16 protein-coding genes and 4 pseudogenes are annotated in these 23,246 nt (G+C 57.3%); 10 read left to right on the top strand and 10 right to left on the bottom strand.

What is annotated here, in order from left to right; translation table 11 throughout:
* Positions 1 to 52: 52 nt before the first annotated feature.
* The 5 genes and pseudogenes from AAHB66_RS15835 to AAHB66_RS15815 form a co-directional block, all read right to left on the bottom strand.
* Positions 53 to 1,610, bottom strand: a pseudogene (locus tag AAHB66_RS15835) (cyclic di-GMP phosphodiesterase).
* A 179-nt stretch (positions 1,611 to 1,789) separates the two neighbouring features.
* A complete protein-coding gene (gene mepS, locus AAHB66_RS15830; RefSeq protein WP_077226278.1) occupies positions 1,790 to 2,359 on the bottom strand; it encodes a bifunctional murein DD-endopeptidase/murein LD-carboxypeptidase in 570 nt (189 codons plus the stop codon).
* A 426-nt stretch (positions 2,360 to 2,785) separates the two neighbouring features.
* Positions 2,786 to 3,496 carry a phosphatase PAP2 family protein gene (locus AAHB66_RS15825; RefSeq protein ID WP_347113559.1) on the bottom strand — a complete coding sequence of 237 codons (711 nt, stop codon included), beginning with the start codon at positions 3,494 to 3,496 and terminating at the stop codon, positions 2,786 to 2,788.
* A 27-nt stretch (positions 3,497 to 3,523) separates the two neighbouring features.
* Positions 3,524 to 4,511, bottom strand: a pseudogene (locus tag AAHB66_RS15820) (GTP-binding protein).
* 121 nt (positions 4,512 to 4,632) lie between these two features.
* Complete coding sequence (locus AAHB66_RS15815; RefSeq protein WP_347113558.1) at positions 4,633 to 6,099, bottom strand: fructuronate reductase; 1,467 nt, start codon at positions 6,097 to 6,099, stop codon at positions 4,633 to 4,635.
* Positions 6,100 to 6,304: 205 nt separating this feature from the next.
* Between AAHB66_RS15815 and uxuA the strand changes: the two genes are divergently transcribed.
* Entirely contained in the window at positions 6,305 to 7,495 is a 1,191-nt protein-coding gene (uxuA, locus tag AAHB66_RS15810; RefSeq protein ID WP_347113557.1) for a mannonate dehydratase, read from the top strand.
* Positions 7,496 to 7,622: 127 nt separating this feature from the next.
* On the opposite strand, the gene yeiP is transcribed toward uxuA, so the two are convergent.
* The gene (yeiP, locus tag AAHB66_RS15805; protein ID WP_014884579.1) at positions 7,623 to 8,195 is read right to left on the bottom strand and encodes an elongation factor P-like protein YeiP; all 573 of its coding nucleotides are present in this window, start codon (positions 8,193 to 8,195) and stop codon (positions 7,623 to 7,625) included.
* A gap of 163 nt (positions 8,196 to 8,358) precedes the next feature.
* Here yeiP and AAHB66_RS15800 point away from each other — a divergent pair, with 163 nt between their 5' ends.
* Complete coding sequence (locus AAHB66_RS15800; RefSeq protein WP_347113556.1) at positions 8,359 to 8,613, top strand: YkgJ family cysteine cluster protein; 255 nt, start codon at positions 8,359 to 8,361, stop codon at positions 8,611 to 8,613.
* Here AAHB66_RS15800 and setB read toward each other — a convergent pair.
* Entirely contained in the window at positions 8,610 to 9,791 is a 1,182-nt protein-coding gene (gene setB, locus AAHB66_RS15795; protein ID WP_347113555.1) for a sugar efflux transporter SetB, read from the bottom strand. The genes AAHB66_RS15800 and setB overlap by 4 nt on opposite strands.
* A gap of 358 nt (positions 9,792 to 10,149) precedes the next feature.
* On the opposite strand from setB, the gene fruB reads away from it, so the two are divergent.
* The 6 genes from fruB (at position 10,150) to AAHB66_RS15765 (ending at position 17,419) form a co-directional block, all read left to right on the top strand.
* Entirely contained in the window at positions 10,150 to 11,280 is a 1,131-nt protein-coding gene (gene fruB / locus AAHB66_RS15790) for a fused PTS fructose transporter subunit IIA/HPr protein (RefSeq protein ID WP_347113554.1), read from the top strand.
* Positions 11,280 to 12,218, top strand: coding sequence for a 1-phosphofructokinase (gene fruK, locus AAHB66_RS15785; protein ID WP_347113553.1), 939 nt, complete (start codon positions 11,280 to 11,282; stop codon positions 12,216 to 12,218). Before fruB ends, fruK begins: the two co-directional genes overlap by 1 nt.
* A gap of 16 nt (positions 12,219 to 12,234) precedes the next feature.
* On the top strand, positions 12,235 to 13,932 hold the full coding sequence (gene fruA, locus AAHB66_RS15780) for a PTS fructose transporter subunit IIBC (protein WP_347113552.1): 1,698 nt from the start codon (positions 12,235 to 12,237) through the stop codon (positions 13,930 to 13,932).
* 279 nt (positions 13,933 to 14,211) lie between these two features.
* Complete coding sequence (locus tag AAHB66_RS15775; protein ID WP_347113551.1) at positions 14,212 to 15,147, top strand: pseudouridine kinase; 936 nt, start codon at positions 14,212 to 14,214, stop codon at positions 15,145 to 15,147.
* A complete protein-coding gene (locus AAHB66_RS15770) occupies positions 15,140 to 16,075 on the top strand; it encodes a pseudouridine-5'-phosphate glycosidase (protein WP_347113550.1) in 936 nt (311 codons plus the stop codon). The genes AAHB66_RS15775 and AAHB66_RS15770 overlap by 8 nt, the downstream gene beginning before the upstream one ends.
* 90 nt (positions 16,076 to 16,165) lie before the next feature.
* The gene (locus AAHB66_RS15765; protein WP_347113549.1) at positions 16,166 to 17,419 is read left to right on the top strand and encodes a NupC/NupG family nucleoside CNT transporter; all 1,254 of its coding nucleotides are present in this window, start codon (positions 16,166 to 16,168) and stop codon (positions 17,417 to 17,419) included.
* 35 nt (positions 17,420 to 17,454) lie between these two features.
* Here the strand turns inward: AAHB66_RS15765 and AAHB66_RS15760 are convergent.
* The 3 genes and pseudogenes from AAHB66_RS15760 to AAHB66_RS15750 form a co-directional block, all read right to left on the bottom strand.
* A pseudogene (locus AAHB66_RS15760) lies at positions 17,455 to 18,532 on the bottom strand (sugar kinase).
* A 2-nt stretch (positions 18,533 to 18,534) separates the two neighbouring features.
* Positions 18,535 to 19,392 (bottom strand): deoxyribonuclease IV, encoded by an 858-nt coding sequence (nfo, locus tag AAHB66_RS15755; RefSeq protein WP_347113548.1) that lies wholly within the window; start codon positions 19,390 to 19,392, stop codon positions 18,535 to 18,537.
* A 65-nt stretch (positions 19,393 to 19,457) separates the two neighbouring features.
* A pseudogene (locus AAHB66_RS15750) lies at positions 19,458 to 20,505 on the bottom strand (YeiH family protein).
* A 122-nt stretch (positions 20,506 to 20,627) separates the two neighbouring features.
* On the opposite strand from AAHB66_RS15750, the gene yieE reads away from it, so the two are divergent.
* Positions 20,628 to 21,497 (top strand): DNA-binding transcriptional regulator YeiE, encoded by an 870-nt coding sequence (gene yieE / locus AAHB66_RS15745; RefSeq protein WP_106995356.1) that lies wholly within the window; start codon positions 20,628 to 20,630, stop codon positions 21,495 to 21,497.
* Between the two features lie 178 nt (positions 21,498 to 21,675).
* Positions 21,676 to 23,145, top strand: a complete 1,470-nt coding sequence (locus tag AAHB66_RS15740) for an amino acid permease (RefSeq protein WP_347113547.1) — start codon at positions 21,676 to 21,678, stop codon at positions 23,143 to 23,145.
* Positions 23,146 to 23,246 lie beyond the last annotated feature (101 nt).

Below are 23,246 nucleotides of genomic sequence, written 5' to 3'. Positions count from 1 at the left end.
TCTGGCCGGGCCGAATACCTGAATAATAAGTGACGTAGCGGTGGTTGGGAAATTATTCGCGGTCCTGGTGAACATCCGGTTTCCAGGTCATTAGCTGCTCCAGGCGCATCGGGCGGCTGATCCAGTAGCCCTGCAGCAGATTGACGCCGTGATCGCGCAGCCATTTCGCCTGCTCGGGGGTCTCGACGCCTTCGGCTATGGTCACCATATTGAGCCGTCGGGCGAGAGTCAGCACCGCGTCCAGCACCGGGGAGGTGACGGTCTCCATGCCGATGGCGTTGACGAAGCCCCGGTCGATTTTAAGATAGTCCATGGTAAAACGCTCAAGGTAGATCAGCGCGCTATGTCCGGTACCAAAATCATCCACCGCGATTTCAAATCCTTCCAGGTGCAGCCACTCAAACAGCTTTGTCGCTTCCCGTTGGTTCAGCATGTCGCGCTCGGTAATTTCGAGCACAATCTGGAAATGATCCGGCGGCAGCGAGGCGGCGAATTTGCGCATATCGTCCTTGAAGCTGTCGGCGTGCAGATGGCCCGGAGAGATGTTAATCCCCAGCTTGGAACCTGGCGGAAGGCATTTTTTCAACGCCGGGGCGTCGCGCAGGATCAGGTCGAAGAGGTGCAGCGTCAGCGGCACAATTAATTTCTGCGCTTCTGCGAAGCTAATAAAGGCATCCGGCGGGATCTCGCCTGCGCCGGGATGCTGCCAGCGCATCAGCACCTCAACACCGCCTGGCTGCAGAGTAGCCGCGTCCACGACCGGCTGATAGACCACGTGAAACTGATTCTGCTTAATACCGGTGAGGATCTCTTTACGCGGATTGGCGCGGGTCATCAGCCAGTAGAAGCAGAGCACACCGATGCTGGAGCCACACATCAGACCAAACAGCAGCGCAAATTGCAGATCTTCCAGGGTCCAGGTTTCGGCATACAGATGAATGGTCAGCGGCAGCCCTTCAATCTGGCTTGAGCGCGCAGGGTGTTGATCCAGATCCGAAACGTGAATTAAACGATTTGAATAGGTCGAAAAAGAGGTGTCACCGATGATAAGGGCAATACCGGCAAATTCATCCTGGCGGGCGGTATATAACAGATAGGGGGGTCAGGTTGAGATTAATTGAGGTAAATACCCCGCCGTTATTCATGAGCGGATTTCGGTGCCATAACACAATAGCCGGTTTTTGCGGCATCATCGGCGTACCGGGCAGCAGGGCCATATCGACCTCTTTATTGACGTCGATATCCGGCACCAGTTCGCTAAGCGGGACATTCATCGGCCCGGTTGCGGACGAGCAGAAGGCAATTTTATCTTTCACCAGCAGGAAGGCACGGACGTTAAGACTGAATGCGGCGCGGGAGGTCAATTCGGAACTGACCTCGTGGCACTGGCTTAAGGTCAGGGGCTGCAGTTCATCAATAGAGACGCGCAGCTCTTTGAAATAATCCGCCATGTAGTCATGAAGGTCGGTAATCAGGTTATCGTATTTCACTTCCCGTTTGTGATAACTGAAAAAAAACTGCATACCGCCGCAGAGCAGGGCGACAAGAAGACCAGCAAGCACGCTGAGCATCAGCACTCTTCGACGGGTTGATAAATGGCGGGTAAACATAAATGTTATCGGATCCTGATTTGCCGCCCGCGTTATCATGACGGCTAAACTCACGCAACTATCAGACTATAGCCTGGAACGGCCTGACCTGATTTCCATGTCGAGGTATAAAAAAAAGCACTGCCGTAGCAGTGCTTTTTACCATGCTGTCAGCCAAGGGAAACGGACAGCACAGGCGGTTAACTGCGAGTCAGTACACGACGCGCTTCATTGTAGCGCTTCTTCCAGTAGGGCTCGTTCATACTGGAGATCGTCACACCACTGCTGGTGGACGCGTGGACAAACTGGTCGTTACCAATATAGATGCCGACATGTCGGCCGGTAGAACCCGCACGGAACAGGACTAAATCGCCGGTGCGTAAGCTGCTACGCGAGATCGATTTGCCCATTTCCTGTTGTTCATAGGTTGAACGCGGAAGTTCTAAACCAAACTGTTCGCGGAAAGTACGTTGTACGAAACCGGAACAATCAATCCCTTTACGTGTGTCGCCGCCGAGGCGATAGCGCACGCCTTTCCAGCTAGCATACTGGTCCATTAATCGGGATTTAATATCCAGATTGCTGACCATCTTTTCAAATTCATCCTGAGAAGCTTGCAGTGAAGAGGCGTCTTCTGACCCCACAACACGCGTCTCAGGATGCATATTCTTTGCGGTATTCGATGCGCTACAAGCTGAAAGCAGAACCGCTACTGCAATCGCCGGGATCACCCGTGAGAAGTATCTCAAGATCGGTTGAGATTTGACCATGTTGTTTATTATCCCTTGAAGTCCTTAACGACAAATATCGTTATAAAAAATGCCAAGCGAGACGAGACTAAATACCTGCGCACTATCAGACAATTCTTTATGGTCAAATCTGTGGCGAATCGCACAAATTTATTTACAACGATAATAATTGCAGCGCTGAGGTAAAACGAGTCTGAGAGTACCCGATCGGGGCGGTCATTGCGAGCAAAAATATCCTTTTTTTTATAAGAAAATGTGATACCGAAAGTGAGCAACCGGCAAAGCAATATGGCGGCTTAATTTAGGTTAAGTATTGAACAACGCGTTAATTTCTAACGTTATTATTATTACAGGAAGATGACAGCGGGGAGGGATGCAGGAAGATAATCAATCAGGGATCGGTGATAATCCCCGACTGAAACTATTAATTTTCGTTAGTAATTTGTTTTAAGATTGTTGAATTACCCGGGGCAGGTAGCGATCGAAAAAGCCTATTAATCGCTCACTCAATGGGGTCATCAGACACCAGGGAAGCCCAATCAACGCCACTGAAAGGGATCCGACAGCAATATCGCTGAACCAGTGCGCGCCAATCATTACCCGTGGGAAAGAGAAAACCATAAAAATAATCAGGGCTAATGCGAAAGTCTTATGACCAAAATAGCGCCACATAAACGCGGTGAAAATAAGCAGCATCATCCCATGATCGCCCGGGAAACTGTCCTTTGAGGCGTCTTTGGTTGAAATATGCAGTAGTTCACTGACGCGGTAGATATCCGGGAAAAATAGCGTCGGACTGGCGCGTTTCACCGGAATAAGGGCCTGCGCCAGCTGGTTCAGCACCACGGCGGTCAGCAGCATCACCAGGCCGATCATCAGAATGCGACGCCGTCCGGCAGCACTCTCGTTGCGCCAGAAGGTCAGCATCAGATAGCCCATCGCCAGCAGGGAGCAGACGTCAAAGGCGCGGTTGTTGGTGATCGCCACTAGCCAGAGGAAGGCGCGGCTCTCAACCAGCTGGTGGTTGAAGAAGTGAAATATCCCGCTGTCCAGCGGGAACCAGAAACCGTGGTTGGCCGGCAGATACCAGGATAAAAACAGGGCCAGGCCAGCGAGGTTGAGCAATAAAATCGGTAATAGTCGGGTTTTCATCATCATGCCGTAAGCTGTTAAAACAGGGCAACGTTAGTTGCCCGAACTTAAACGAAGCTTCAACAAGCTGGACTGTAAGGCGTTCCAGTCGGTGTTAACCGCACTAATTAACTCTATTCGGCTATCCGGCGGCGTCACGCCCTGCGTCTCGATGTGAAAATCGGCCCCCTGGCGATTAACCTGCAGCAGCCCCTCGGGAATACGCATTACCCCTTTCACGCGGTCAACCGGTGCCAGCCGCACCCACTCCAGCAAACCGATGGTGTCGAAGCAGGTATCGGCGTCGAACACCCAGCCGCAGGCCTGATGTCCCTGGCCGCTGTTCAGGTTGCGACGCCAGCGCTGGTGAGCAGGCAGGCTCAGCGCAGCCAGACCCTGTTTTTCGCCGTGGCTGTGGGCGTGAGCGGCGCTGGCGGGCAGTTCAGCAACATTGCGACGCGGCAGGTCGAGCAGGGCATTATCTATATTTCCCTGCGTGGTGTAGGAGAGCTGACGTTCGCCGCCAAAGTGCTGCCACCAGATATCCAGCGCGGCGCGGCTTTCTGCGGTGGCGCGATCCTCTTTATTGGCAATAATGATGTCGGCGGCGGCGAGCTGATCGCGGAAATTCTCGTTCTGGACATATTTTTCGTCCAGAAGCTGGCGTGGATCGAGCAGGCACAGGGTGGCACGCAAATCGATCCACGGCTCATAGACCGGGGCGGTCAGCAGGTCGAGGATCTGCTTCGGATGGCCCAGTCCGGTGGGTTCAATCAGCAGCCGGTCGGGCTTGCCCTGACGCAGCAGAGTGTTCAGCCCCACCTGCATCGGCAGGCCGTTCACGCAGCACATGCAGCCCCCCCGGGATCTCCTTCACCAGCGCCCCGTTATCGGCCAGCAGCGCGCCATCAATGCCGATCTCGCCAAATTCATTGACCAGTACGGCCCATTTTTCAGCAGGATCTTTATTCGCCAGCAGGTGCAGTATCGACGTGGTTTTCCCGCTGCCGAGAAAGCCAGTAATGAGATTGGTTTTAGTCACAGGTGCTCCAGGGGTGATAAATGTAATGCTATAACAATTATCAGTAATCCTGCCGCAAAAGAACAGATCTGGAAAGGGGGAGGGCGAACGGGAGGCTTCCCGCTCGCCTGAAACGCACCGGTTAAAACTGGAGCGTATCGATAATGGCCTGGCGCGCGCCCGACTGGCGGATGCGCTGGTAAGCTGCGCTCACAGCCTCCACGAACTGCGGATCCTGCGGCAGGTCGGTGCCGAAAATTTCAGTGAGCGCCAGCAGGGCGACGACGCGCTCCTCTTCGCTGCTGGTTTCGACGATGGCGCGGATCTTATCACTCAGCGGATCGCGAACGTCGATGGCATGGCCCGCATCGTCCACGCCGCTGACGTAGCGCATCCAGCCCGCAACCCCGAGGGCCAGCAGCGGCCAGGCGGTGTCGCGCTGGCAGTGAAGACGAATACTCTCCAGCATCCGCTGAGGCAGCTTCTGGCTGCCGTCCATCGCAATCTGCCAGGTGCGGTGCTGCAGCGCCGGATTGGCGAAGCGGTCAATCAGGCTGTCGGCGTAGGCGGTGAGATCCACCCCGGTGATGCGCAGCGTCGGAGCCTGTTCTTCAAGCATCAGGCGACGTGCAGCGTCACGCAGGGCGCTGTCCGCCATGCAGTCGTTAATATGGGCAAAACCGGCCAGATAGCCGAGATATGCCAGGAATGAATGGCTGCCGTTGAGCATGCGCAGCTTCATCTGCTCCCACGGCAGGACGTCCTGCACCATCTGCACCCCGGCCACTTCCCACTCCGGGCGGCCGGCAACGAAGTTGTCCTCGATCACCCACTGGATAAAGGGTTCGCAGCTGATGGCGCACGGATCCTCAACCCCAACTTCACGGGCGATTTCCGCCAGGGAGTCCTCGGTGGCGGCGGGCACGATCCGGTCCACCATGGTGCCCGGGAAGCTGACGTTGGCGGCAATCCACTCCGCCAGCTCTGGCGAACGCGTGTGGGCCATCCCCAGCACCGCGTTTTTCACCACGTGGCCGTTATCGGGGATGTTATCGCAGGAGAGCACGCTGAACGGGGCCAGACCCCGCTCGCGGCGGCGATGCAGGGCTTCGACGAGGATCCCCGGCGCGGAGTGCGGCGTATCCGGATTTTCCAGATCGTGAATAATGCGTTCATTGCGGGTATCCAGCTTGCCGGTGGCCGGATCGATGCAGTAGCCCTTTTCGGTAATGGTCAGGGAGACGATGGCCACCTGCGGCTCGCAAAATTTTTCAATAATGGCCGCCAGCGAATCAAGCTTAGCGTTCAGGCATTCATGGACCGCGCCCACGATAATCGGCTGATTACCTTCGGCACCTTTTTCCAGCACCGTAAACAGATGATCCTGCGCGCGCAGCTGGCTCATCAGCGTATCGCCGCTAAACAGGCTAATCTCACATATCCCCCAGTCGCCGCCTTTGGCGTTCAACACCCGATCGGTCAGGAGCGCCTGATGCGCGCGATGAAAGGCACCAAAGCCGAAATGGACGATACGGGAGCGTAACGCCTGACGATCGTACTGCGGCTGTAACACATTAGCGGGTAGCGCGGTGGAGGCAATTGTCTTCATGAAATACACACCTGATTAACCATTAATTAACAATGCCAGTGTAAAGTTATATGACAACAAATTGAATTGGTGAGCCGTAAATATCCGGGATCTGTGAGATGGATCAATCAATATAGCGAGACACATTGACCTCTCTGGTCAGGCATGTATGGTAGTCGTCATCTCGATAGATAATATTGGTATAACAACTTAAGAGGGTGAATCAATGGAACAAACCTGGCGTTGGTACGGGCCGAAAGACCCGGTTTCTCTTGATGATGTGCGTCAGGCTGGCGCAACGGGCGTCGTCACCGCACTGCACCATATTCCTAACGGCCAGGTGTGGCCGTTAGAAGAGATCAAAGCGCGTCAGGCGCTGCTGGCCGAGAAAGGGCTGACCTGGTCGGTGGTCGAAAGTATTCCGGTTCACGAAGAGATCAAAACGCACTCCGGCGACTACCAGACCTGGATTGCTAACTACCAACAGAGCATCCGCAACCTGGCGGCCTGCGGCATTGATACCGTGTGCTACAACTTTATGCCGATCCTCGACTGGACGCGTACCGACCTGGAATACGAAATGCCGGACGGCTCTAAAGCGCTGCGCTTTGACCAGATCGCCTTTGCCGCCTTCGAGCTGCACATCCTGAAGCGCGACGGCGCGGCGGCAGACTACACCGCACAAGAGCAGCAGCAGGCCCAGGAATGGTTCAACAACGCCAGCGATGCCGAGATTGAAAAACTGACCCGCAACATTATTGCCGGCCTGCCGGGTGCGGAAGAGGGCTATACCCTTGACCAGTTCCGCGCGCGTCTGGCGGAGTATGGCAACATCGACAAAGCCCAGCTGCGGGAAAACATGGCCGTGTTCCTTCGCGCCATCGTGCCGGTGGCGGAAGAAGTGGGCGTGCGCCTGGCGGTTCATCCGGACGATCCACCGCGTCCTATCCTCGGTCTGCCGCGTATCGTCTCCACCATTGAAGATATGCAGTGGCTGAAAGAGACGGTCGACAGCATCAACAACGGCTTCACCATGTGTACCGGCTCTTATGGCGTGCGTGCTGATAACGATCTGGTGCAGATGATTGAAACCTTTGGCGACCGGATCCACTTTACCCACCTGCGGGCCACCTGCCGGGAAGATAACCCGAAAACCTTTCACGAAGCGGCGCATCTCGGCGGCGACGTGAACATGGTGGCGGTGGTTGATGCGATTCTGGGTGAAGAGCAGCGCCGCAAGCGGGCAGGCGATCTGCGTCCGATTCCGTTCCGTCCGGATCACGGGCACCAGATGCTGGACGATCTGCGTAAGAAAACCAACCCGGGTTATTCCGCGATTGGGCGTCTGAAAGGGATGGCGGAAGTGCGCGGCGTGGAGCTGGCGCTGAAGATGACCAAATATCCTGAGCTGCTGTAAGAGGTATTGCCGGGTAGCGCTGCGCTTACCCGGCCTACAAAAAAACCGGCCAATGAGCCGGTTTTTTTATGCGTGCTTTTGTAGGCCGGGTAAGGCGAAGCCGCCACCCGGCGCAAACAGCGCTCTATCAGTCAGCACGACCCATATAGCGTTTTTCTTCAATATGGATGCGGATCTTCTCACCAGCAGAGAGGTATTCCGGCACCTGCACCACCAGACCGGTGGTCAGGGTCGCAGGTTTGTTACGTGCGGAAGCGGAAGCACCTTTAATGCCCGGTGCCGTTTCCACGATCTCCAGATCAACGGTCTGCGGCAGCTCCAGCGCCAGCAGCACGCCATCCCAGGTCAGGACCTGCATATCCGGCATCCCGCCTTCCGGAATAAACAGCAGCTCTTCTTCAATCTGATCTTTGGTGAAGATGTACGGGGTGTAGTCTTCTTTATCCATAAACACGTATTCGTTGCCGTCAACGTAGGAGAAGTCGACATAGCGACGGGTCAGGGTAACGGTATCCACGATATCGTCGCCTTTGAAACGCTCTTCAACTTTCAGACCGGTACGCACATCAGCGAAACGCATTTTATACAGCGTTGCTGCGCCACGGGCGCTCGGTGCCTGAATATCGATGTCTTTCACAATCAGCAGCTTGCCGTTGTAATTCAGCACCATACCTTTCTTAATTTCGTTCGCTCTTGGCATTGCAGTAATCCTGTTCACGGGAAGGTCAAAAATATCGCGTCAAAGTACTCGCGCGCGGCATTTCAGGCAAGTGGATTTCGCGGCTTTTGCTATCAATACGCAAAAGGTGTTACTGTGCGCGTCACGCCCGCGGGAGCGGCTTTCTTTCAGGTAAAGTACGAATATGGATTGCCGTCCGGACTGCGGAGCATGTTGCACCGCGCCCTCCATCTCCAGCCCCATTCCCGGGATGCCCAACGGCAAGCCTGCCAATACGCCCTGCGTCCAGCTGGACGCACAGCAGCGCTGCAAAATCTTCGGCTCGCCTTTGCGGCCTAAAGTCTGTGCCGGTCTCCAGCCGTCGCCCGAGATGTGCAGCACCTCGCGCGGGCAGGCCATGACCTGGCTGCTCGAACTCGAGGCGCTCACCGCGCCCTAAATATCCTTGATGCGCGTCAGGCAGAGCGTGGTGAGGATGCACATCCCCAGCGCAATCCAGAATACCGCGTGATAGCTCCAGATCTCGGCCACAACCCCGGCCACTGAACCGGCGATAATCCAGCCCACGCGGGTCGTATTGGTGTACAGCGTCGTGGCGGCCCCCGCCTGGCCCGGCATCAGATCCTGGAAGTAGAGCATGCCGATCCCGGCGAGAATGCCATTATAGATGGCGTTCAGCAGCTGTAATCCTAACAGCAGCACCGGCGAATGGGCGGTGAGCATCCCGACATAAAACAGCAGGCCCGCAACGGCGGCAACGCGCATCAGGAAGCGTTTACCGAAGCGTTTTGCGTAGTAGCCTGCAATCAGCATCGTCGGGATCTCCAGCCCGGCGGCCGTCCCCATCATCACCCCCGCCAGCTTCTCGGACAGATGCAGCTCATTAATGATAAACAGCGGCATATTGATGATGTACAGACTATTGGTGCCCCACATTAAGGTGCAAACCGTAAACAGCAGCAGGGCGTCGCGCCGGTTGCGGCGGGGGGATTCCAGCACCCCGGTTGCCAGCTTCGGCTCTTTGCGCATCGTCGGCAGGAAAAACCACACCATCGCGCCACAGACCACAAACGCCACGGCGGCGCTGATATACATCGCCGTAAAGCCAAACCCCATTGCCAGGGCGTAGGCCAGCGGCGGCCCGACGACCCATGCCAGAGAGACCTGGGCGCGCAGGATCGAGCTGAACATTACCGCCTCGCGGCCGGTGTGATCGGCATGCTCACGGGCTAAGGCGAACAGCTGCGGGTTGGCGGTAGAGCCAAAGCTGCTGAGAAACACGCCGACAAACAGCAACACGAAATAGTTACGGTTCCAGGCGAACAGCAGGCAGGCAAAAACGCCCATCAGGCAGCAAAAGACGATCAGCGATTTGCGGTCGCCTTTCTTGTCCGAGCGCCCGGCCAGAAACTGGCTGGCCAGGATGCCGATGATGGCGCTACCGGTAAAGAAAAAGCCGACCATGGCCGGACGGACATGCACCTCATTGGTGAGGAACAGGCTCAGGGTAGGGGTTTGTAACGCCCCGGCAATCCCGGTGAGGAAAGCAACAATTAAAAACGCCGATGAGGTCAAATCAAATGACTTGGGGGAAGCGGCGGCGGGGGTCGTGTGCATGTTTCTGTATCAGTGATATGAAGAGAGGCGGAGTTTACGCCGCTTGTCAGAAAATAGACAGATATCCACACGCGTAATCCCACAAAAAATCAAAATGGCATTTCACCCTGTCGCTGCGCTTGCTGAAGTTGCTGAAGCCGAGCGGCTATACCTCTACCAGAAGCCTCTGCCTGAGGCAAAAATGTGCTGTAACTCTAAATTCTGCAAGCTGAAATGACGCATTACTTGCAAGCTGGTGCATAAAGCGCAAGACTTCTTGAAACGTTTCAGCGCTAATTGGTTTACCTAACCCAAACGGATTGGCGCCTTTTTTCACATTTAAGCTGAAACGATTCAATTTCAGCAGGAGTGGAGAACCATGTTCCAGTTATCCGTGCAGGACATTCATCCCGGCGAACAGGCCGGTACTAAAGAAGAGGCTATCCGGCAGATCGCCGCCGCGCTGGTACAGGCGGGCAACGTCGCCAACGGCTACGTTGACGGCATGCTGGCGCGCGAGCTGCAGACCTCAACCTTCCTTGGCAATGGCATTGCTATTCCGCATGGCACCACCGATACCCGCGATCAGGTGCTGAAAACCGGCGTTCAGGTCTATCAGTTCCCGCAGGGCGTGCTCTGGGGTGAAGGCCAGGTGGCCTATGTCGCCATCGGGATTGCCGCCAGCAGCGACGAACACCTCGGCCTGCTGCGTCAGCTGACGCACGTCCTGAGCGACGACGCCGTGGCTGAACAGCTGAAATCCGCCACCACCGCTGAAGAGCTGCGCGCACTGCTGATGGGTGAAAAGCAGAGCGAAGCCCTGAAGCTGGATAACGACACGCTAACCCTCGACGTAGTGGCTTCCGACCTGGTGACCCTGCAGGCGCTCAACGCTGGTCGCCTGAAAGAGGCCGGTGCAGTGGATACCGCCTTCGTGGCTCACGCCGTGAACGACAAACCGCTGAACCTTGGTCAGGGCGTCTGGCTGAACGACTGTGCTGAAGGCAACCTGCGCAGCGCTATCGCCGTCAGCCGTGCGGCCACCGCTTTTGACACCGCCGGGGAAACTACAGCCCTGCTGGTTACCGTCGCCATGGCGGATGAGCAACCGGTGGAGGTGCTGAAGCGCCTGAGCAACCTGCTGCTGAACAAAAAAGCTGAACAACTGCTGAAAGCCGATGCCGCAACCCTGCTGGCGCTGCTGACCAGCGATGATGTGAATACCGATGAACTGCTGAGCGCCGAGTTTGTGGTACGTAACGAACATGGCCTGCACGCCCGTCCGGGCACCATGCTGGTCAATACCATTAAGCAGTTCAACAGCGACGTGACCGTCACCAACCTCGACGGCAGCGGGAAACCGGCCAACGGTCGCAGCCTGATGAAGGTTGTGGCGCTGGGCGTGAAGAAAGGCCATCGCCTGCGGTTCACCGCGCAGGGTGCGGATGCTGAACAGGCGCTGCAAGCGATTGGCGAGGCCATCGCGGCCGGTCTGGGGGAGGGCGCATAATGAGCAGACGTGTTGCCACTATTACGCTGAACCCGGCTTACGACCTCGTGGGCTTTTGCCCGGAAATTGAACGCGGCGAAGTGAACCTCGTGCGTACCACTGGCCTGCACGCAGCAGGTAAAGGGATTAACGTTGCGAAAGTGCTGAAGGATCTTGGGATCGACGTCACCGTCGGCGGCTTCCTCGGCAAAGATAACCAGGATGGTTTCCAGCAGCTGTTCAGCGAGCTGGGGATCGCCAACCGTTTTCAGGTGGTGCAGGGCCGTACCCGCATCAACGTGAAAATGACCGAAAAAGATGGCGAAGTGACCGACCTGAACTTCTCCGGTTTTGAAGTCACCCAGGCCGACTGGGAGCGTTTCGTGAACGACTCCCTGACCTGGCTGGGTCAGTTCGACATGGTCTGCGTCAGCGGCAGCCTGCCGTCCGGCGTCAGTCCGGAAGCCTTTACCGACTGGATGACGCGCCTGCGCAGCCAGTGCCCTTGCATCATCTTTGACAGCAGCCGCGATGCGCTGGTGGCCGGTCTGAAAGCCGCGCCGTGGCTGGTGAAACCGAATCGTCGCGAACTTGAGATCTGGGCTGGCCGTAAGCTGCCAGAATTAAAGGATGTGATTGATGCTGCCCATGCCTTACGCGAGCAGGGTATCGCTCATGTGGTGATCTCCCTGGGGGCAGAGGGCGCGCTGTGGGTTAACGCGTCCGGCGAATGGATCGCCAAACCGCCGTCGATGGAAGTGGTCAGCACCGTGGGTGCCGGCGATTCGATGGTGGGCGGGCTGATTTACGGCCTGCTGATGCGTGAATCCAGTGAACACACTTTACGTCTTGCTACCGCCGTTGCTGCCCTGGCCGTCAGCCAGAGCAATGTCGGGATTACCGATCGTACCCAGTTAGCCGCGATGATGGCGCGCGTTGACTTGAAACCTTTTAACTGACAGCAGGAGAGGCATAATGAAAACGCTGCTGATTATTGACTCTGCACTCGGACAGGCGCGCGCCTATATGGCGAAAACCTTGCTGGGTTCGGCGGGACATAAAGCACACCTTGATTTCATCGACAACCCTGGCGATGCCGAACTGGTTATCGTCCTGGGCGACAAGATCCCGGCCGACAGCTCGCTGAACGGCAAAAAAGTGTGGCTGGGCGATATCAATCGCGCGGTCGCCCACCCGGAACTGTTCCTGAGCGAAGCGAAAGGCCATGCGGCGCTGTATACCGCGCCTGTTGCGGCAGCTGCGGCACCGGCGGTGACCAGCGGGCCGAAACGTGTGGTCGCCGTAACGGCCTGCCCGACCGGCGTAGCGCATACCTTTATGGCGGCAGAAGCCATTGAAACCGAAGCCAAAAAACGCGGCTGGTGGGTGAAGGTTGAAACCCGCGGCTCCGTGGGCGCAGGCAATGCCATCACCCCGGAAGAGGTGGCGGCAGCGGATCTGGTGATCGTGGCGGCGGATATCGAAGTGGATCTGGCGAAGTTTGCCGGTAAGCCGATGTACCGCACCTCAACCGGTCTGGCGCTGAAGAAAACGGCCCAGGAGCTGGATAAAGCCCAGGTCGAAGCGAAACCCTTCCAGCCTGCGGGCAACTCCGCGTCTGCGGCTTCCGAAGGCAAGAAAGAGTCTGCCGGGGCTTACCGTCACCTGCTGACGGGCGTCTCCTACATGCTGCCGATGGTGGTGGCGGGAGGTCTGTGTATCGCGCTCTCCTTCGCCTTTGGTATCGAGGCCTTTAAAGAGCCGGGCACCCTGGCGGCGGCGCTGATGCAGATTGGTGGCGGCTCGGCGTTCGCGCTGATGGTGCCGGTGCTGGCCGGTTACATTGCCTTCTCCATCGCTGACCGTCCGGGTCTGACCCCGGGTCTGATCGGCGGTATGCTGGCCGTGAGCACCGGCTCGGGCTTTATCGGCGGGATCATCGCCGGCTTCCTCGCCGGTTACGTGGCGAAGCTGATCAGCTCGAAGCTGAAACTGCCGCAGAGTATGGAAGCGCTGAAACCGATCCTGATCATTCCGCTGTTCTCCAGCCTGATTGTTGGCCTGGCCATGATCTACCTGATCGGTAAACCGGTTGCGGGTATCCTCGAAGGCCTGACCCACTGGCTGCAGACCATGGGCACCGCCAACGCGGTCCTGCTGGGTGCAATCCTCGGCGCGATGATGTGTACCGATATGGGTGGCCCGGTGAACAAAGCGGCATACGCGTTCGGCGTTGGCCTGCTGAGTACCCAGACCTACGCCCCAATGGCGGCCATCATGGCTGCGGGTATGGTGCCACCGCTGGCGCTGGGCCTGGCGACTATCGTTGCCCGTCGTAAGTTCGACAAGGCGCAGCAGGAAGGCGGTAAAGCGGCGCTGGTTCTGGGCCTGTGCTTTATCACCGAAGGGGCTATCCCGTTTGCCGCTCGTGACCCAATGCGCGTTCTGCCATGCTGTATCGTTGGCGGCGCGGTGACCGGTGCCATCTCCATGGCGATTGGCGCAAAACTGATGGCGCCGCACGGCGGTCTGTTTGTTCTGCTGATCCCGGGTGCGATTACCCCGGTGCTGGGTTACCTGTTCGCGATTATCGCCGGTACGCTGGTGGCAGGTCTCTCTTACGCGGTGGTGAAACGCCCGGAAGCTGAAGTGGTCGCCGCGAAAGCAGCATAATCTTTCTTCATCCGAAAAGGGCAGAGGCGACTCTGCCCTTTTTTTTTGCGTTTAAACGTGCTACGGGTCGCATTGTTTTGTAGAGCTGAAAACTGTCTCTACAAATAATTGTGAGTCTGTTCATATTCATTTGACGATCCTCTCTCCGCTCGCTTTACTTTCCCCTTCTTACGCATACTATGAACACGTGTTTAAACATAAACATGTGCTCTAATAACTTTAAATGTTACCACCTCGCTTAATTATCATTGCGATGGCCTGCGCGCCAGAGGATGTTCTATGCGTGAAAAGGATTATATTGTTGTTATTGGTTCTGCAAATATGGACGTGGCGGGATATTCACATGCTTCGCTCAATTATGCCGACTCTAATCCAGGGAAAATAAAATTCACCCCCGGCGGCGTAGGCCGCAATATTGCGCAAAATCTGGCGCTATTGGGTAAAAATGTCTGGCTGCTTTCTGCGGTAGGCGATGATTTTTACGGTCAGTCGCTGCTGTCTCAAACCCAGGCCGCCGGTGTGCAGGTTGATAAGTGTCAGGTTATTCCCGGAGAGGGAACATCCAGCTATCTATCGTTGCTCGACAATACCGGGGAGATGCTGGTTGCCATCAACGATATGGCGATTTCTGACCACATTAATCCGCACTATCTGGCCCATAACCTGGCTTTTATCCGCGCGGCAAAAGCGGTGGTGGTGGACTGCAACCTCAGTGAATCCGCTCTCGGCTGGATCTTTGAAAACGCAGGCCAGACGCCGGTTTTCGTTGATCCGGTTTCGGCCTGGAAATGCAGCAAGATTAGCGACTGGCTGGGCCGTATCCACACCCTGAAGCCCAACCGGCTGGAGGCCGAAACCCTGAGCGGCATCCCGCTCTCCTGCGCGGCGGATACGCCGAAAGTGGCGGCCTGGTTTCACCAGCATGGCCTGTTCCGGCTGGTGCTGAGCATGGGCGGCGACGGCGTTTATTACAGCGAAAACGCGGGAGAAAGCGGCTGGTCAGCGCCGTTTAAAACCCAGGTGGTCAACGTCACCGGCGCGGGGGACGCAATGATGGCGGGGCTCGCTTTCTGCTGGCTGGCAGGCGCCGCATTTAAAGATTCCGTTCGTTTTGCCCAGGGCTGTTCTTCGCTGGCGCTGGCTTCAGTATTTACCAATAACCCTGATTTATCGTCTGAAAACGTTAATGCATTAATGGAGAGAGAACATGTCTGAATTAAAATTGTCTGCTGAGTTCCTGCAAATTTCTCCTGAGGTTCAGGACGCTTTAAATAATAACAAACCGATTGTGGCGCTTGAGTCCACTATTATTTCTCACGGCATGCCTTTCCCGCAAAATGCCCAGACGGCGCTGGAAGTTGAAGATGCGATCCGCCAGCAGGGCGTTATTCCGGCCACCATTGCGATTATTCGCGGCGTAATGAAAGTCGGGCTCAGTAAAGAAGAGATTGAATTATTAGGCCGCGAAGGTCATGCGGTGACCAAAGTCAGCCGCCGGGATTTGCCTTTCGTGGTGGCGGCAGGCATCAACGGCGCAACGACGGTTGCCTCAACCATGATCATTGCGGCGATGGCCGGGATTAAGGTCTTTGCTACCGGTGGGATTGGCGGCGTTCACCGTGGCGCAGAGCACACCTTTGATATTTCCGCCGATTTACAGGAGCTGGCAAAAACCAACGTCGCCGTGGTCTGCGCAGGGGCAAAATCGATTCTCGACCTCGGCTTAACCACCGAATATTTAGAAACTAACGGCGTGCCGCTGATTGGCTATCAGACCCAGTCCCTGCCGGCCTTTTTCTGCCGCACCAGCCCGTTTGAGGTCAGCATCCGTCTCGACAGCGCCGAGGCTATCGCCCGGGCGATGGCGGTGAAATGGCAGACCGGTCTCAACGGCGGCCTGGTGGTGGCGAATCCCATTCCGGAACAGTTTGCGATGGCGGAAGAGTCCATCAACGCGGCTATCGACCAGGCGGTAAGGGAAGCGGAAGAGCAGGGCGTTACCGGCAAAGCCAGCACCCCGTTCCTGCTGGCCCGCGTGGCGGAACTGACCGGCGGCGACAGCCTGAAATCAAATATCCAGCTGGTCTTTAACAATGCCCGCCTCGCCTGCGATATCGCGAAGGCTTATCAACGCATCGCGTAACCCTCTCACAGGCAGTTTGCCGTCGCCTGTCTTCGCAGTGGAATCACGGATACCCGGCCTGTCGCCGGGTTTTCAGGTAAGGAAATCATTATGGACGTAATGAGAAGTCTGCTGGGTATGGCGGTACTGTTGGCGATAGCCTTCCTCCTGTCGGTCAATAAACGCCGTATCAGCCTGCGCACCGTCGGCGCCGCATTCGTATTGCAGGTGGCGATCGGCGGCATCATGCTCTATTTCCCACCCGGCAAATGGCTGGTCGAGCAGGCCGCGATCGGGGTGAGTAAAGTCATGTCCTACAGCGATGCCGGCAGCGCCTTTATCTTTGGGGCGCTGGTCGGGCCGAAGATGGACACCCTGTTTGACGGGGCCGGGTTCGTGTTTGCCTTCCGGGTGCTGCCCGCCATCATCTTTGTCACCGCGCTGATCAGCCTGCTGTACTACATCGGAGTGATGGGGCTGCTGATCCGCGTGCTGGGCGGCATTTTTCAGAAAGCGCTGCGCATCAGCAAAATCGAATCCTTTGTGGCGGTGACCACCATCTTCCTCGGGCAGAACGAGATCCCGGCGATCGTGAAACCCTTTGTCGACAAGCTGAACCGCAACGAGCTGTTTACCGCCATTTGTAGCGGGATGGCGTCGATTGCCGGTTCGATGCTGATTGGCTACGCGGGAATGGGGGTGCCGATTGATTACCTGCTGGCCGCCTCGCTGATGGCGATCCCGGGCGGGATCCTGTTTGCCCGCCTGCTGAGCCCGGCCACCGAGGAATCGCAGGTCACCTTTGATAATCTCTCCTTCAGCGAGACGCCGCCAAAAAGCATTATCGAAGCCGCGGCGACCGGGGCGATGACCGGGCTAAAAATCGCTGCCGGGGTGGCAACCGTGGTGATGGCGTTTGTGGCCATTATTGCCCTGCTGAACGGCATGCTGGGCGGCATCGGCAGCTGGTTTGGCATTGAAAGCCTGAGCCTGGAGGGGCTGTTTGGCTACGCCCTCGCGCCGCTGGCGTGGATCATGGGCGTCGAATGGCAGGATGCGACCCTGGCGGGCAGCCTGATTGGTCAGAAGCTGGCGATTAACGAGTTCGTCGCCTATCTCAGCTTCTCGCCGTATCTGCAAACCGCCGGTCAGCTGGATGTGAAAACTATCGCCATTATCTCGTTTGCGTTGTGCGGTTTCGCCAACTTCGGCTCGATTGGGGTCGTGGTCGGGGCCTTTTGCGCGGTCTCGCCCCAGCGTGCCCCGGAGATTGCCCAGCTTGGCGTGCGGGCGCTGGTGGCGGCGACGCTCTCTAACCTGATGAGCGCCACTATTGCCGGGTTCTTTATCGGTTTAGCGGGATAGAGAGACAGGCCGGGTAGCGACACTACCCGGCTTTTTTACTGGGCGGTCTCCAGCAGAGACCAGGCGTTATCCACCGACAGGGACGGGTTATTAATGCTTTCGCTGGCGCGGGAGAGCGCCGCGCAGGAGAGGGCAAACCGGGCCGCGTCAGCAAAATCGCTCCCGTCGAGGAAGCCATAGACGAGGCCCGCCATAAAGGCATCGTCGGCACCAAAACGGTCAACAACCGGGTGCGCAGGAGGCGTCAGCAGGAACGGCTCCGCGCCATGTTCACTGCACAAGACCGTATCATCTTCCAGACACACCACAATCCTCTGCACCCCTTTCTCATGCAGGGCGGTCAGCGCGGCCTGACGATCGTCACACTCCGCCAGAATCTGCAGCTCTTTCAGGGTCGGCTTGAGGGTATGGATGCGCGACAGCCAGGGCTTGATTCTGTCGGCTTTAAACTCTGAAACCGTGTCGACAAACACAGGTACATCCCCGGCGAGGGTAAAGACCCACTCCAGGGACTCCGCCGTAAGGTTACAGTCGGCCAGCACCACCCCCGCATGGGCCAGCAGCTCGCGCGACTGGTTCAGCAGCTGCGGCGTCAGCCCCTGCAGGATATGGGTGTCGTTGATGGCCAGCACGGTGTCGTCCTGCGGGTTGGCAATCGACAGATAGGTTGCCGTGCTTTGCCCGTGCAGGCGGATCGTGCTCTGGACGTTAACGCCCGCCAGCCGGGTTTGCTCCAGCAGGGTCTCGCCATAAAAATCGCTGCCGACGGCGGAGATCAGGTGCACCTCGCGACCCAGCAGCGCCAGGTTATGGGCGATATTTCTTGCCACGCCGCCCGCCGCGCACTGAATCGCCCCCCGGGTGGGAGGAGGGTTCAGGGAAGCGAATGTCGGCCACGCCGCGAATATCCATATTGATGGCGCCGAGCGCCACGCAATAATCCTGTTCGGTGAGGATATAGCCCTTGCCCTTGATCGCCCCTTTACGCATTAAATCCATGATGTGCGCGGCCACGCGCGAACGGCTGATATCGAGGATCTGGGCGATTTCATGCTGCTGAATAAGAGGGTTACGCCGCAGGATCTTCAGGATCTGCTTTTCCCTTTCGTTCATCATTATGCGGTGGCCTCGGCGTACTGTTGTGCTTTCAGCCAGGCGATCTCTTCCGCCCAGATATCCGGGTTGATGGTTTCCAGCACCATCGGGATCCCATCGAAACGCGGGTCCTGCATGATAAAGCGGAACGCGTCGTGGCCGATGTTGCCTTCACCCAGGCTGTGGTGGCGGTCGACGCGGCTGCCAAAGGCGCTTTTCGCATCGTTGAGGTGCATGCCGCGCAGGTATTCGAAGCCCACGATGCGTTCGAAGTTCGCGAAGGTCTTGGCACACTCTTCAACGCTGCGCAGATCGTAACCGGCAGCAAAGGCGTGGCAGGTATCAATGCAGACGCCGACGCGGGATTTATCCTCTACGCCGTCGATAATGGCCGCCAGATGCTCAAAGCGGAAACCGAGGTTGCTGCCCTGTCCGGCGGTATTTTCAATCACCGCCGTCACCCCTTTGGTCTGATCCAGCACAATATTAATCGACTCGGCGATCCGCGCCAGGCAGGCGTCTTCATCGATCTGCGACAGATGGCTGCCAGGGTGGAAGTTCAGCAGCGTCAGGCCGAGCTGCTCGCAGCGCTGCATCTCATCGAGGAAGGCCTCGCGGGATTTCTCCAGCGCCTCCTGCACCGGGTGACCGAGGTTAATCAGGTAGCTGTCGTGGGGCAGGATCTGGCCGGGGGTGAAATGGTATTTTTCGCACGCCGCTTTGAACTCATCAATCACCTGGGTGGTTAACGGCGCGGCGCGCCACTGGCGCTGATTTTTGGTGAACAGGGCGAAGGCGGTCGCCTCGATTTCGGCGGCACGAATGGCGGCATTCGCCAGACCGCCAGCAGCGCTGACGTGCGCTCCAACATATTTCATAAAGGGACTCCTGTTAACCCGCAAACGCTTATGATAGCGGGTTAACAGGAGAAGGATGAAGCGGTTTATGCCAGCAGGCTATGAACCGCCAGGTTAATGGCACCCCCGCCCACAATCAGCCAGATGAACAGCACCAGCGCCATCAGCAGCGGTTTGGCCCCGGCTTTTTTCAGGGCGCTGACGTGGGTGGTTAAGCCCAGCGCCGCCATCGCCATCGCCAGCAGCACGGTATCCAGCGTCACCAGCATATCGACCACCGCTTTGGGCAGCAGATGGAACGAGTTAAACACCGCCACCACAATAAACAGGATCGCAAACCATGGAATGGTGATTTTGCTCTTCTCGCCGCTGCCCGCCGGGGCGAGCTGTTTCACCCGCGCCGCCAGGATCAGCAGGAAGGGGGGCCAGCATCATCACCCGCAGCATTTTGGCGATCACCGCCGCATTCTCTGCTTCCGGGCTGATGGCGTGACCCGCCGCGACTACCTGGGCCACCTCATGCATCGTTGAGCCGATGTAAATCCCGTAGGTTTCCGGGCTAAACCAGTGCGCCACCAGCGGATACATGGCCGGATAGAGGAAGATCGCCAGGGTACCGAAGATCACCACCGTCGCCACGGCAACCGTCACCTTGCTGGCTTCGGCCTTCACCACCGGCTCGGTCGCCAGCACCGCTGCGGCACCGCAAATGCTGCTGCCCGCACCAATCAGCCAGCTGGTCTGCTTGTCGAGTCCGAACACCTTCTGGCCGATAAAACAGGCCAGCAAGAAGGTGCTGGTCAGGGTTAACACGTCAATCGCGATGCCGCTGACGCCCACGTCAGCAATCTGCGCGAAGGTCAGGCGGAAGCCGTACAGGATGATCCCGAGGCGCAGCAGGTGCTGCTTGGCGAAGATCACGCCGCTGTCGCACGGCTTGTAGATGTGCGGATAGACCGTATTCCCGACGACCATCCCCAGCAGGATAGCCAGCGTCAGGGCGCTGAAGCCTGCTCCCGCTACTGCCGGAATACTGCCGCCCCATAACGCCACGCCGGTGACCAGCGCGCTCAGCGCCAGGCCCGGAATGTAGTGCCACACTGTACGGTGATGCTGCAAAGTGAGTGTTGTCATAACCTTCTCCTTTTCTCTGGCTAAAGGTTACGGCGCGCTGGCTTAAAAATAAAATTGATTATATATTTATAATCAATCTTTATAAGTGGTAAGCAGGGCGCTTACCGTACCGGATGGCAACTATGCACATTACGTTACGCCAGCTTGAGGTCTTCGCCGAAGTGCTGAAAAGCGGGTCAACCACCCAGGCTTCCCAGATGCTGGCTCTCTCCCAGTCTGCGGTCAGCGCCGCGCTGACCGATCTTGAAGGCCAGCTGGGGGTTCAGCTCTTTGACAGGGTAGGGAAGCGGCTGGTGGTGAACGAGCACGGGCGCTTGCTCTATCCCCGCGCGCTGGCGCTGCTGGAGCAGACCGTCGAGATCGAACAGCTGTTTCGCGAGGATAACGGCGCCATTCGCGTCTATGCCAGCAGCACCATCGGCAACTACATCCTGCCGGAGGTGATTGCCCGCTACCGCCGCGATTTCCCCGGTTTGCCGTTGGAGATGAGCGTCGGCAACAGTCAGGATGTGATTAACGCGGTGATCGATTTTCGGGTCGATATCGGCCTTATCGAAGGACCGTGCCACAACGCTGATATCATTGCCGACCCCTGGCTGGAGGATGAGCTGGTGGTCTTCGCCTCGCCGGCCTCTTCGTTATTACAGCAGGAGGTAACTCTGGAGCGGCTGGCGCAGGCCCCGTGGATTTTGCGCGAGCAGGGGTCAGGCACCCGTGAGATCGTCGATTATCTGCTGCTTTCGCATCTGCCGCAGTTCCATATGGGCATGGAGCTGGGCAATTCAGAAGCTATTAAACATGCGGTGCGCCACGGTCTCGGCATCAGCTGCCTGTCGCGCCGGGTGATTGCCGAACAGCTGGAGAGCGGTACGCTGGTGGAGATCCCCGTTCCGCTGCCGAATAAGCTGGTGCGTACCCTGTGGCGCATCCATCATCGTCAGAAGCACCTCTCCAACTCCCTGCAGCGTTTCCTGCGTTATTGCGAAATGTAAGCCCGCCCGGCGGCGTTTTGTCCGCCGGGATCTATTCCGCGCACCAATATCATTCTCTGCTTTACTTATAATCCTGGTCCGGTCATGAAGCTCTCTTATAACAGGGCATTTGTGCCGGAAGAGCTGGCGATCGTCTGCTACAATCGCGCCTCATTTTTTGAATGGACAGCATTTTCATATGGTTTCCGAAACTAAAACCACAGAAGCGCCCGCGCTACGTCGCGAACTCAAGGCGCGTCACCTGACGATGATTGCCATTGGCGGTTCTATTGGTACAGGTCTTTTTGTCGCCTCTGGGGCGACCATTTCTGCAGCGGGCCCTGGCGGCGCGCTCTTTTCCTATATCCTGATCGGTTTGATGGTCTATTTCCTGATGACCAGCCTGGGCGAACTGGCGGCGTACATGCCGGTATCCGGTTCTTTCTCCACCTACGGTCAGAAATACGTGGAAGAAGGCTTCGGCTTCGCGCTGGGCTGGAACTACTGGTACAACTGGGCGGTCACCATCGCCGTGGATCTGGTAGCCTCGCAGCTGGTGATGACCTGGTGGTTCCCGGATACGCCGGGCTGGATCTGGAGCGCGCTCTTCCTGGGAGTGATCTTCCTGCTCAACTACATCTCCGTGCGCGGTTTTGGCGAAGCGGAATACTGGTTCTCGCTGATCAAAGTCGCGACGGTGATCATCTTTATTGCCGTCGGCGTGGCGATGATTGTCGGCATCTTCAAAGGCACTGAGCCTGCGGGCTGGAGCAACTGGGCCATTGGCGACGCGCCTTTTGCCGGGGGCTTCTCGGCGATGATTGGCGTGGCGATGATCGTTGGCTTCTCCTTCCAGGGAACGGAGCTTATCGGCATTGCCGCCGGTGAATCCGAAAACCCGGAGAAGAACATTCCGCGCGCGGTGCGGCAGGTCTTCTGGCGTATCCTGCTGTTCTATGTGTTCGCGATCCTGATTATCAGCCTGATCATTCCGTATACCGATCCAAGCCTGCTGCGTAACGATGTAAAAGACATCAGCGTCAGCCCGTTCACCCTGGTGTTCCAGCATGCTGGTCTGCTCTCTGCGGCGGCGGTGATGAACGCGGTGATCCTGACGGCGGTGCTGTCGGCGGGTAACTCCGGGATGTATGCCTCTACCCGTATGCTCTACTCCCTGGCCTGCGACGGTAAAGCGCCGCGTATTTTCGCTAAGCTGTCCCGTGGCGGCGTGCCGCGTAACGCGCTCTATGCCACCACCGTGATTGCCTGCCTGTGCTTCCTGACCTCGATGTTCGGCAACCAGACGGTCTACCTGTGGCTGCTGAATACCTCCGGCATGACGGGCTTTATCGCCTGGCTGGGTATCGCCATCAGCCACTACCGTTTCCGTCGCGGCTATGTGAAGCAGGGTTACGACATTAACAACCTGCCGTACCGCTCCGGGTTCTTCCCGCTGGGGCCGATCTTCGCCTTTGTGCTGTGTCTGATCATCACTCTGGGTCAGAACTACGAAGCCTTCCTGGCCGACACCATTGACTGGGGCGGCGTGGCAGCGACCTATATCGGTATCCCGCTGTTCCTGATCATCTGGTTTGGCTACAAGCTGGCGAAGGGAACAAAGTTTGTCAGCTATAGCGAAATGGAATTCCCGAATAGCTTTAAAAAATAACCGCAACGCCTCTCTTTAGACCCGCTCATTCGAGCGGGTTTTTTTTGTTTCCACAATCTGCACAATTGACATAACTTTTAACAATTGAATTGATAATGGTT

Origin of the sequence: Leclercia sp. S52 (assembly GCF_039727615.1) — a bacterium.
Lineage (GTDB): Bacteria > Pseudomonadota > Gammaproteobacteria > Enterobacterales > Enterobacteriaceae > Enterobacter > Enterobacter adecarboxylatus_B.
Note: the sequence above shows the minus strand (reverse complement) of the source record. Positions and strands in the feature narration are given on the sequence as shown.